This window comes from Tamlana sp. s12 (genome assembly GCF_016767215.1).
Classification (GTDB): Bacteria; Bacteroidota; Bacteroidia; order Flavobacteriales; family Flavobacteriaceae; genus Pseudotamlana; species Pseudotamlana agarivorans.
This window is the reverse complement of the sequence record NZ_CP068547.1, coordinates 1,711,524-1,723,790: the sequence shown is the minus strand read 5'-3', so window position 1 is coordinate 1,723,790 and position 12,267 is coordinate 1,711,524. Positions and strand designations below refer to the sequence as shown.

Annotated in this window: 9 protein-coding genes and 1 tRNA gene; 2 read left to right on the top strand and 8 right to left on the bottom strand. The window is 35.4% G+C overall.

Annotation, left to right across the window (positions count from 1 at the left end; genetic code table 11):
* Positions 1-10: 10 nt before the first annotated feature.
* From JJL45_RS07465 to idi, 6 genes are all read right to left on the bottom strand, one after another.
* A complete protein-coding gene (locus tag JJL45_RS07465; protein WP_068603057.1) occupies positions 11-1,003 on the bottom strand; it encodes a transporter in 993 nt (330 codons plus the stop codon).
* A 64-nt stretch (positions 1,004-1,067) separates the two neighbouring features.
* A complete protein-coding gene (locus JJL45_RS07460) occupies positions 1,068-3,461 on the bottom strand; it encodes an arylsulfatase (RefSeq protein WP_082935912.1) in 2,394 nt (797 codons plus the stop codon).
* A 365-nt stretch (positions 3,462-3,826) separates the two neighbouring features.
* A tRNA-Thr gene (locus tag JJL45_RS07455) sits at positions 3,827-3,900 on the bottom strand.
* Positions 3,901-3,962: 62 nt separating this feature from the next.
* Positions 3,963-4,229 (bottom strand): hypothetical protein, encoded by a 267-nt coding sequence (locus JJL45_RS07450; RefSeq protein ID WP_067148756.1) that lies wholly within the window; start codon positions 4,227-4,229, stop codon positions 3,963-3,965.
* A gap of 131 nt (positions 4,230-4,360) precedes the next feature.
* On the bottom strand, positions 4,361-4,771 hold the full coding sequence (locus JJL45_RS07445) for a 6-pyruvoyl trahydropterin synthase family protein (protein WP_068603058.1): 411 nt from the start codon (positions 4,769-4,771) through the stop codon (positions 4,361-4,363).
* Positions 4,768-5,292, bottom strand: coding sequence for an isopentenyl-diphosphate Delta-isomerase (idi, locus tag JJL45_RS07440; protein ID WP_068603059.1), 525 nt, complete (start codon positions 5,290-5,292; stop codon positions 4,768-4,770). Before idi ends, JJL45_RS07445 begins: the two co-directional genes overlap by 4 nt.
* 215 nt (positions 5,293-5,507) lie before the next feature.
* Between idi and JJL45_RS07435 the strand changes: the two genes are divergently transcribed.
* Both JJL45_RS07435 and JJL45_RS07430 read left to right on the top strand, forming a co-directional pair.
* On the top strand, positions 5,508-7,097 hold the full coding sequence (locus tag JJL45_RS07435; RefSeq protein ID WP_068603060.1) for a peptide chain release factor 3: 1,590 nt from the start codon (positions 5,508-5,510) through the stop codon (positions 7,095-7,097).
* 50 nt (positions 7,098-7,147) lie between these two features.
* Positions 7,148-7,375 carry a (4Fe-4S)-binding protein gene (locus JJL45_RS07430; RefSeq protein ID WP_067148769.1) on the top strand — a complete coding sequence of 76 codons (228 nt, stop codon included), beginning with the start codon at positions 7,148-7,150 and terminating at the stop codon, positions 7,373-7,375.
* 41 nt (positions 7,376-7,416) lie between these two features.
* Here the strand turns inward: JJL45_RS07430 and JJL45_RS07425 are convergent, their stop codons facing one another.
* Together JJL45_RS07425 and rpoC are read right to left on the bottom strand one after the other, a co-directional pair.
* Positions 7,417-7,734: a DUF3467 domain-containing protein gene (locus JJL45_RS07425; protein WP_067148772.1), complete on the bottom strand. Its 318-nt coding sequence runs from the start codon at positions 7,732-7,734 to the stop codon at positions 7,417-7,419.
* A gap of 175 nt (positions 7,735-7,909) precedes the next feature.
* Positions 7,910-12,211: a DNA-directed RNA polymerase subunit beta' gene (gene rpoC / locus JJL45_RS07420; protein WP_068603061.1), complete on the bottom strand. Its 4,302-nt coding sequence runs from the start codon at positions 12,209-12,211 to the stop codon at positions 7,910-7,912.
* Positions 12,212-12,267 lie beyond the last annotated feature (56 nt).

The following is a 12,267-nucleotide window of genomic DNA, read 5'->3' as shown; positions in this document are numbered from 1 at the left end:
AGTTTATGAGTTAGTTATTTTGTTTCATTTTTGCAAGCATCTCGCGGTCGGATTTAGATGGAATGGCCAAAGTTGCCAAAAATCGGAACATATGTCCGTTACTTTCATTAAACCAAATACGACCATAACTACTCTGTATTTTAATAGCGCTTGTAAGGCTATATCCTAAAGTAAGGCCTCCCGCCAATTGATTAACTCTTTCCCCTTTTGGTAAATCATCTATTTGAGAAACCCCGCCATATTGGTAGCCTAAATCTACAGAACCCCAAAACTTTGGCATAAAATATTTTGACACATGCTGATTTAATACAAATAAAGGTGTTTGCCTTTTTGTTTCTCCTGCAAAAGGATTATTGTTGTTCGTGTACAGATATAAATTTGGGTTTATCTCCCAATGTGCTAATGCTTTTTTGTTTTCATTCAGAGCTAAAACCATAGGTAAACCTAAACGGAATGCCCAACGATTGGCTCCTAAATTTACACGACGACTTTGATTATATTCTCCAGTAGGAGCAGTAAACCCAACTAGTGCATACATTTGAAATTTGGCATTATACTGACTAAAATCGGCTAAACCCAAAGCAGGTGCATTTAGTAATCCTACTCGTAACCACACACTAGAGTCCATGAAACCCGATTTATTGATAAATTCAAACTCATTAGGAATGCCATCAGGAAGCCCTTCTGATAACCTTGAAATATCTGCGGAACCTGTCATACTTCCATAGGTAGGTGTTACCAAAATTTGAGCAATACGACCATCAAGATTAAACGAATATAAAAATGGCACTATAAACGCATCTACATTAATAGTTCCACTAGCTAACACTACATCCTGAGATGGTGATAAATTAGATTCTAAGTTTAAATACTGAAGATTTATAGCCATTAAATCTTCAGGAGGCATAAAAAATGTCGTAGGTGTTTCGGCTTGAGAAAACCCTTTAATCCAATTGCTAAACACTATGGTAAAAACCACTAATTTCAGGACATTATATCTCATATAATTAATTTGTTTATAATAAAAATGATGTATCGAAAGACACATCATTTTTACTGATTCAATCTTAATTTAATTTAACGTGGACATTTTTAATAATCCCATCAAATTTAAACGGACGCTTTTTAAAGTATTCGTAGGAGACTGGCGATCCTAAATCTACGCCAACATCAAAAGTTTCGGTAGCAGTAAAAGCCAATGGCACGGTACGTTTTAAAGATACATTTATAACCTCGCTACCATCCACACTAACATTTACTGTTCCTGCTTGTGCCGCCCCTTTTACTTGAGTATCAATAACTATTTTATGTTTACCTTTTTTAAGTGGCTGAGCACTTTGTCCCGAATAATTTTCAATAAGCAACATATTATACTCATATTTTAGAATGCCATTCTCCATATAAAGCGTAATACCTCCACCAGCACCTCCAACACAATACAACACCCCGTTTGCCTTGTTTCCTATTTCCAAATCTACAGTAACAGTATTATTTTCTCTACCAATACCAGGAGCATTAAATTCAGGCATACGTTGTGTCGTTTGGCTGAAATTCCACTCTTTGTAGGGTGGTTTACGAATATCTTTTGGATGTGTACGCAACCAATTTCCTGCACCTATTGGAAAATCCTTATTATCTTCTGCCAAAACCAAAAAGTCTTTTTTAAGGGCCTCTAATTTTTCTGGGTTTTCCTTTGCTAAATCATGAGCTTGAGAAAAATCATCCTCTAGTTTATATAATTCCCAAACATCATTATCCATATCCCAATTCTTAATGCGGTTTACTGAAGCTGGCGTATTCCATGGAATTAATGGACCAAAAGTAGAGGCCATCCATCCGTCTTTATAAATTGCTCGGCTGGCGTTATTATCGAAAAACTGTTCCTTCTTTTGTCCTTTTGCCTTAGCATCATTAAAAGTATATGCTAAACTAATACCGTCCATTTTTTGTTGCTTATACCCATGTACTTCTTCGGGATGCGGAATTCCTAAAATAGTATATAAAGTAGGTGCAATATCTATAACGTGATGAAACTGTGTACGTACTACACTGTCATGCTTAATACCTTTTGGCCAAGAAATAGCCATAGGGTTACGTGTTCCTCCAAAATAACTACCCACTAATTTGGTTCCTTTAAAAGGAGTGCTTCCTGCCCACGCCCATCCTGCGTGGTACATATTATCGGTATGCGGTGACCCTAAAGCATCAATACCTCCCACTTTTTCTAACGCGGCAATTTGTTGTTCTACGGTGTTAGGGATATTGTTTTGAGCCAATAATTCTGAAATAGAACCATTTTGTCCCTCGGCACTAGAACCATTATCTCCAAAAATATAAATAACAATGGTGTTCTCTTTTAAACCACGGTTTTCTAGTCCGTCAAGTATTTTACCAACTTGTGTATCTGTATGCTCCACAAAACCTGCAAAAACTTCCATTAACCTAATTTGAAATGCACGCTGATCTTCTGGAATATCTGCCCATCCATTTAACGTACTGTCACGAGGAGTTAATTTTGTTCCTTCTGGAATAATTCCCATTTCTAGCTGACGTTTAAAAACACGTTCACGGTAGGCATCCCAGCCATCGTCAAATTTACCTTTGTATTTATCTGCCCATTCACTTGCAACATGCTGTGGACCATGCACACCTCCAGGAGCCCAATACATAAAAAATGGTTTGTCTGGAGAAAATGCACGACTATTATCTATCCAATTCAAAGCTTGCTTTGCCAAGTCTTCAGTTAAATGATAATTCTCGTCGTGAGGTGGTTCTATATGGTCGTAATTAAGTGTTAAACGAGGTTCCCACTGAGAAGTTTCGCCACCTAAAAAACCATAAAAATGCTCAAAACCATAAGCATTTGGCCAATGATTTTTAGGTCCCATCATGGTTGTTTCTGTAGCTGGAGTGTTATGCCATTTTCCGAAAGCAGATGTATGATACCCGTATTCTTTTAAAATTTCCGGAATGGTTGCAGCCGTTTTAGGAATAATTCCTGTATAACCATCGAAAGCAACGGCGCGTTCTGCTATGGTGCCACTGCTCACTCTAGTGTGATTTCTACCCGTAAGTAAGGCAGCGCGTGTTGGAGAACAGATTGACGTAGTATGAAAAGTATTATATAATAAGCCTTCTTTAGCAATTCTATCGAAATTTGGTGTATGAATTTCTCCGCCCATAGTTTCAGAGATTCCAAAACCTACATCGTCTAGTAATACTAACAAAACATTGGGTGCATCCTTAGGTAAACGCTGTGTTTCTTCAGGCCATTTCATTTTAGAATCTTGAACTCGTGCCTTGGTAACGCTTGCCATTGGAGTTGGCGGAAAAGGCAATACAGCTCCGGAAGCATCAGACTTATTTACAGAACTTACATTGGGCGTTTCCTTTTTAGTATCGTTACAAGAACAAAAAGTCACCAGAACGATAAGTAAAATTACAGATAGTTTAGTATTCATTTTTCGATTAGTTAAGTATTTAAAAATTTCTTTAAATTTTAAAGGTAGTTCTATAGAACATGAAAATTCACATAAAAATAGATATAATCTAAGGATTAAACCATGTTATACATTCCAAATTTAGCTATTATTCTTACTTAAACCTGTGGTGATTGAAATTTAATTTGCTTTACTTCCAAGAAATTGTAAATCAATCCCAGTTTCTTAAAATACACAACTTTTTGAGATTTAGCCATTAATTTCAACAGCTAAGAAAACAGCCTTGTAACATAGCATTACAAGGCTGTTTTTTTTTAAGCTTAAGACAACACAAATAGGTCACTTAAAAGCATAAAAAAAGCTTCACTAAAAGTGAAGCTTTTTTGAGCCGATGGAGGGACTCGAACCCACGACCTGCTGATTACAAATCAGCTGCTCTAGCCAGCTGAGCTACATCGGCTTATTTAACGGGTGCAAATATAATCGCAATTTTTTTAATTGCAAGCATTCCGTTAAAAATTTTTATCCTAATGCATTAATTTTATCAATCAACCCTTTTCCTTTAGTTTCTAGCTCGTTGCTAATCGCCTTAAAATGAGCTTTTGGGTTTTCAGATTTAGCGTTTACCTTAGCAATTAACTCATCAAAAGTATTTATTGCTTCATCGATAATTGCTTCACTCTTTTTTGTGTCTTTATCAGTGTTTTCGTATTCCCAAACATAAACCGCTTCAATAATATCACCTAAAACAAAATTTATATCTTTTTTTAGGTCTCTAACATTTGCCATAATTTCTTAATTTATTTTGAGCAAAATTACATATAAACTTCCAATAGACCGCTATTTTAAGATATATTTTACAGTCTAAAACACTTCTAATATTTTGAGTGTAAGCCTAGCTCGATGGGATTAATTTTAAGTTAGTCTCCAGAATACCGTACAAAATTACGAGGCGTTTCATAAAGTGTTATTTCGAGCTCTAACGAAGCATCTAATTTGGGTTTTAACTTATTATAAATAACAACAGCAATATTTTCTGCAGTAGGATTTAGGTTTTCAAATTCTGGAACTTCAAGATTAAGGTTTTTATGATCAAAAGCTGCTTCAATTTCAACTTCAATTAATTCCTTTAATATGGCGACATCAATAACAAAACCTGTCTCTTGATTAATTTCTCCAGTTACACTTACAATAAGTTCGTAATTATGTCCGTGGTAATTAGGGTTATTACATTTACCAAAAACAGCATCGTTTTTCTCAAAAGTCCAGTTTTTGTTATACAATCTATGAGCTGCATTAAAATGAGCCTTTCTGCTTACAGTTGCTTTCATGTGTTCAACTTTATACTATCGTAAAACTTATCGAAAATAACTTTAAACCAAGCTGTGTAAATTTCTGGTTGTTTTTCAATATCCTCTTTAACTTCTTCTAAGGGCTTCCATTTCCAGCTCGCCACTTCATCGGGATTAATATTGGGTTCGCCATTAAAGGTTCCTAACATAATATGATCGTATTCATGTTCGGTTAACCCGTTATCAAAAGGGGCTTTATACATAAAAGAAATCGATTCTTCTAGAGGAACTTCAAAACCCATTTCTTCTTGTAAACGTCTTCTACCTGCATCTAAATTAGATTCGCCATCGCGCTGATGACTGCAGCACGTATTAGTCCAAAGCCCAGGAGAATGATACTTATCCAAAGCGCGTTGCTGAAGCATCAATTCATTTTTATCGTTGAAAACAAAAACAGAAAAGGCACGATGTAATAAGGCTTTTTCATGAGCCTCCATTTTTGGCATCAAGCCTATTTTTTCATCTTTTTCATTTACAAGTATTACTTTTTCTTCTTCCATCTATCAATTTCTGTTTTTAGAATTAAGGCTTATAAATTCCCTAGATTAAAGGAATTTATAAAATTTTACCATTTAGAATTAAATCATAAAAAACAAAAATACCAAGTAAATTTCGAATACCGAATGAATACAAATAGAAATTTAAAAAGTGTTTTTATCTGCTATGCTTATTGAAGTTATATCTTATCTTTGCAACCCATTTTGCAACAAGATTTATGAGTTTTTTAAAAGAAATACAACGACGACGTACTTTTGGTATTATTTCGCACCCCGATGCTGGTAAAACCACATTAACTGAAAAATTATTACTTTTTGGTGGAGCGATCCAAGAAGCAGGCGCTGTAAAGAGCAACAAAATAAAAAAAGGGGCTACAAGTGACTTCATGGAAATTGAGCGTCAACGTGGAATCTCTGTTGCTACTTCGGTTTTGGCTTTTGAGTACAACAGTATTAAAATTAATATTTTAGATACACCTGGTCACAAGGATTTCGCCGAAGATACCTTTAGAACTTTAACGGCGGTGGACAGTGTGATTGTTGTTATTGATGTTGCAAAAGGTGTTGAGGAACAAACAGAAAAACTGGTTGAAGTTTGTAGAATGCGTAACATCCCGATGATTGTTTTTATTAATAAAATGGATCGCGAGGGTAAAGATGCTTTCGAACTTCTAGATGAAATCGAGCAAAAGTTAGGTTTAACGGTAACGCCTTTAAGTTTCCCTATAGGTATGGGGTACGATTTTAAAGGTATTTATAATATCTGGGAAAAAAACATCAATTTGTTTAGTGGTGATAGCCGTAAAAACATTGAAGAAACCATTGAAATATCAGATTTAGAATCTGAAGAACTAAATAAATTAGTAGGTGACAATGCCGCTGAAACCTTAAGAGAAGAGTTGGAATTGGTTGATGGAATTTATCCGCAGTTTAACCATGAAGATTACTTAAACGGTACGCTGCAACCTGTATTTTTTGGATCGGCTTTAAACAGTTTTGGTGTTCGTGAACTCCTCGATTGTTTTGTTGAAATTGCACCAAAACCACAGCCTAAAAACAGTGAAGAACGCCTTGTTAAACCCGATGAGGATAAATTTTCTGGATTTGTATTTAAGATTCATGCCAATATGGATCCTAACCACCGAAACCGTTTAGCCTTTGTTAAAATAGTTTCTGGTGAATTTAAAAGAAATGCGCCTTATTTACATGTGAGACATGGTAAAAAGGTTAAGTTTTCAAGTCCGAATGCATTTTTTGCTGAAAAGAAAGAGATTGTAGATATCTCCTACCCTGGTGATATTGTAGGTTTACAAGATACAGGAAACTTTAAAATTGGTGACACCCTTACTGAAGGTGAAATTTTAAATTATAAAGGTATTCCAAGCTTTTCACCGGAACATTTTAGATACATCAATAATGCTGACCCTTTAAAATCTAAACAGCTTTTTAAAGGCATAGATCAATTAATGGATGAGGGTGTTGCACAATTATTCACCTTAGAACTTAACGGTAGAAAGGTTATTGGAACTGTTGGAGCATTACAGTATGAGGTGATTCAATACCGCTTAGAACATGAATACGGGGCTAAATGTACCTATGAAAATTTAAATGTTCATAAAGCGTGTTGGGTAGATCCTAGTAACTCAAAAACAGATGAATATAAAGAGTTTGTTCGTGTGAAGCAACGCTTTTTAGCAAAAGACAAACGTAACCAATTGGTATTCCTGGCTGACTCTGCATTTTCACTGCAAATGACCCAACAGAAGTACCCGAATGTTAAGCTTCATTTTACTTCAGAATTTAATTAGTCTTTTTAGGAAACCCAATTTTAACTAAAGTCTTCGCTGATTCTAAAACTATGAAAACAACGGAATACGGAAACCGAGAAATTAGTATCACCTATTGTCCTTTTCAATGTCAACAGTCTAATATCTGTACGCAAGAGCTTTCAGATGTCTTTCAAAACTCGGTAATTCCATGGATTGATCCAGAAGGTAGTACTACTGAAAAAATCATTAAACAGATAAAAAAATGCCCATCAGGAGCATTAAAGTATAAACTCCACAAAAAGGAAATGGCCTTTTAATAAAAAAGCCATTGAACAAAAATTTGTTCAATGGCTTTTTTTTATGCTTGACCTGTAGGTCCAAAGTTTAAAGGAATTGGTGGTTGATCGTAATCTTTAATTTCACCATGAGCATTTTCAAATCGCGCTACATTTTCACCAAGTGCTTTTAGTAAGCGTTTAGCATGCTGCGGCGTTAATATAATCCTTGACTTCACTTTGTTTTTAGGAACACCAGGCATAATATTAACAAAATCTACTACAAATTCTGAAACAGAATGGTTTATAATGGCCAAATTAGAGTAAGTCCCTTCAGCTACTTTTTCATCTAATTCTATATTTATTTGCCCTTGTTTTTGCTTGTCTTGTTCGTCTGCCATATTTAAATATTTTTTCCCAATATAGAGGAAATGTTTTAAATTTTTATGATTTTAAAATAAAAAAGCCTTCAAGTATAAATATACATGAAGGCTTCTATTTTTAAGATTCCCGCCTTACTCATCGACACTTACCTCGAATAAGGTATTCGTGAATTTTCGATTTCGCGGGAATGCTTTAGTTGTAATTTAATTCTTGTTTCACTTGCATCATTTCGTCAAACTCTTCTTTAGAACCTACAATGATATCAGAGTAACGTCTCATACCAGTACCTGCAGGAATTCTATGTCCAACAATAACGTTTTCTTTCAAGCCTTCTAAAGCATCTACTTTACCTGCTACTGCAGCTTCGTTTAATACTTTAGTTGTTTCTTGGAAGGATGCCGCAGAAATAAATGATTTCGTTTGAAGCGAAGCTCTTGTAATACCTTGAAGTATTGGAGTCGCAGTTGCTGGTTGAGCATCTCTAGCCGTAACAAGTGCTTTATCTTCACGACGTAAAATAGAATTTTCATCTCTTAACTGTCGTGGAGAAACAATTTGACCTGCTTTAAGCGTAGAAGAATCTCCAGCGTCTTCAATCACTTTCATTCCGAAGATATCATCATTTTCTTTAATGAAATCTGCTTTATGAGCCAATTGATCTTCTAAGAAAATCGTATCACCAGAATCTATAATTCTAACTTTACGCATCATTTGTCTAACAACAACTTCGAAGTGTTTATCATTAATTTTCACCCCTTGTAAACGGTATACCTCTTGTACTTCATTTACTAAGTATTGTTGAACAGCTGAAGGCCCTTTGATATTCAAGATATCGTTTGGTGTAATAGAACCATCAGATAATGGCATACCAGCTTTAACGTAATCATTCTCTTGTACTAAGATCTGATTAGATAACTTCACTAAGTATTTCTTAACATCACCTAATTTAGATTCTACGATAATCTCACGGTTACCTCTCTTAATTTTTCCGAAAGAAACCACACCATCAATAGCAGAAACAACTGCTGGGTTAGATGGATTACGCGCTTCGAATAACTCGGTAACACGTGGAAGACCACCTGTAATATCCCCTGCTTTTGCAGATTTACGAGGAATCTTAACTAAAATCTTACCTACATTAATTTTCTCTCCATCATCAATCATAAGGTGAGCGCCAACTGGTAAGTTGTAAGAACGCATGGTTTCACCACTAGCATCTTCAATATGAAGTGTTGGAATAAGCTTTTTGTTTCTAGATTCAGAAATTACTTTTTCTTGGAAACCTGTTTGCTCATCAATTTCAACTTGGTAAGTCACCCCTTGTTCGATGTTTTCATATCTTACTTTACCAGCAAATTCTGAAATAATTACACCGTTATATGGATCCCAAGTACATACGACATCACCTTTAGCTAATTCTTGACCATTTTTAACAAAAATAGTAGAACCATAAGGAATGTTATTAGTACTTAATACAATACCAGTTTTCTTATCTGTAAGTTTAAGTTCAGACGTTCTAGAGATTACGATATCAATTTCGTTTCCTTCGTTATCCTGACCTTTAACTGTTTTTAAATCTTCGATTTCAGCAATACCGTTAAACTTAACAGCAAGCTTGTTTTCTTCTGAAATATTACCTGCAATACCACCTACGTGGAACGTACGAAGTGTTAACTGTGTACCAGGCTCACCAATTGATTGTGCCGCAACAACACCAACAGCTTCACCACGTTGTACCATTTTACCTGTAGCTAAGTTACGACCGTAACATTTCGCACAAATACCTTGTAACGCTTCACAAGTTAAAGCAGAACGTACTTCAATACTTTCTAAAGGAGATGCTCCAATGGCTTTAGCAACAGCATCATCAATTAATTGACCAGCAGAAGCTAATTTCTCTTCAGTTAAAGGATTAAATACATCATTTAATGAAACACGGCCTACAATTCTTTCCTGTAAAGTTTCAACAACTTCGTCATTCTTTTTCAATGGTTCAACTTCAACACCTCTTAATGTACCACAATCTTCAGTATTGATAATAACATCTTGAGAAACGTCTACTAAACGTCTTGTTAAGTAACCAGCATCGGCAGTTTTAAGGGCCGTATCGGCAAGACCTTTACGTGCACCGTGGGTAGAGATAAAGTACTCTAAAATTGAAAGACCTTCTTTAAAGTTAGAAAGAATTGGATTTTCAATAATTTCACCACCACCAGCGTTAGATTTTTTAGGTTTTGCCATTAATCCACGCATACCGGTTAACTGACGAATCTGTTCTTTAGATCCACGAGCTCCAGAATCAAGCATCATAAACACTGAGTTAAACCCTTGTTGGTCTTCACGAATACGTTTCATAGACAACTCTGTCAATTCAGCATTTGTCGAGGTCCAGATATCAATAACTTGGTTGTAACGTTCGTTATTGGTAATAAGTCCCATGTTATAGTTACCAGTAATACCATCAACTAAACCGTTAGCTTTATCGATCATACCTTGCTTTTCTGGCGGGATGATGATATCTCCTAAACTGAATGATAAACCACCTTGGAAGGCGAATTTAAATCCTAAAGTTCTAATAGCATCTAAGAAATCGGCAGTTTCAGGAACTGAAGTTGCTTTTAAGATATTACCAATAATATCTCTTAACGACTTTTTAGTTAATACTTCATTAATATAACCAGCTGCTTGAGGCACGTGTTGGTTAAATAATACACGACCAACTGTAGTTTCGATGATAACCGGAGCAAGTTTACCTTCCTCATTAATATCAATCGTTCTTACTTTGATACCAGCATTCAAATCAACGCGTTGCTCATTGAAAGCAATTTCTACCTCTTCTGGAGAGTAGAAGGTTAATCCTTCTCCTTTAATTGGCACTTCTGGTGTAGACTTACGTAGCTTGGTCATATAGTAAAGACCAAGTACCATATCCTGAGAAGGTACCGTTACCGGAGAACCATTAGCAGGGTTTAAGATATTGTGAGATGCCAACATTAACATTTGACACTCTAAAATAGCCTCTGGCCCTAATGGTAAATGCACCGCCATTTGATCCCCATCGAAATCGGCGTTAAATGCCGTACATACTAATGGGTGTAATTGAATCGCTTTTCCTTCAATTAATTTTGGTTGAAAAGCTTGAATACCTAAACGGTGTAAGGTAGGCGCACGGTTTAGTAATACTGGATGTCCTTTAAGAACGTTTTCCAAGATATCCCAAACCACAGGCTCTCTTTTATCTATAATTTTCTTTGCTGATTTTACTGTTTTAACAATACCTCTTTCAATTAGTTTTCTAATTACAAAAGGTTTGTATAATTCAGCTGCCATATTTTTTGGCAATCCACATTCAAATAATTTTAATTCTGGTCCTACAACAATTACAGAACGTGCTGAATAATCCACACGCTTACCAAGTAAGTTTTGACGGAAACGACCTTGCTTACCTTTTAATGAATCTGATAAAGATTTTAACGGTCTGTTAGAATCTGTTTTTACTGCAGAAGATTTACGTGTATTATCGAATAACGAATCCACAGACTCTTGAAGCATACGTTTTTCGTTACGTAAAATAACTTCAGGAGCTTTAATTTCAACCAATCTTTTAAGACGGTTGTTACGAATAATAACACGACGGTATAAGTCATTCAAATCAGACGTTGCAAAACGACCTCCATCTAGTGGTACTAGAGGACGTAATTCTGGCGGAATGATTGGAATTACTTTCATAATCATCCATTCTGGACGATTTTCTCTATTTTGATTTGACTCACGTAAAGACTCTACAACTTGTAAACGTTTTAAAGCTTCCGTTTTACGTTGTTTAGACGTTTCGGTATTTGCTTTATGACGTAATTCGTATGATAAAGACTCTAAGTCAATTCTTGCTAATAATTCGATTAAACATTCAGCACCCATTTTAGCTAAAAACTTATTTGGATCTGAATCGTCTAAATACTGATTATCTTGAGGAAGGGTTTCAAGAATATTTAAGTATTCTTCTTCTGTTAAGAAGTCCATTTTTTGTAATGGTTCACCTTCTTCATTTTTAGCATTACCTGGTTGAATAACTACGTAACGTTCGTAGTAAATAATCATATCTAATTTCTTAGATGGTAATCCTAATAAATAACCAATTTTATTTGGTAACGAACGGAAGTACCAGATGTGTGCCACAGGAACCACAAGGTTGATGTGCCCAACACGATCACGACGTACTTTCTTTTCTGTTACTTCAACACCACAACGGTCACATACAATACCTTTGTAGCGTATTCTTTTATATTTACCACAAGCACACTCGTAATCCTTTACAGGACCGAAGATACGCTCACAGAACAAACCATCACGTTCTGGTTTGTGAGTTCGATAATTGATAGTTTCTGGTTTTAAAACTTCGCCTCTAGACTCTGCTAAAATAGACTCTGGAGAAGCTAAACCGATTGAGATTTTATTAAATCTCTTAACTGTATTTTTATCTTGTTTTCTTGCCATGTTTTTTAAGTCTTCAGTTTTCAGTCACAGTTCAGAGTAATTACTGAACGCTGTGA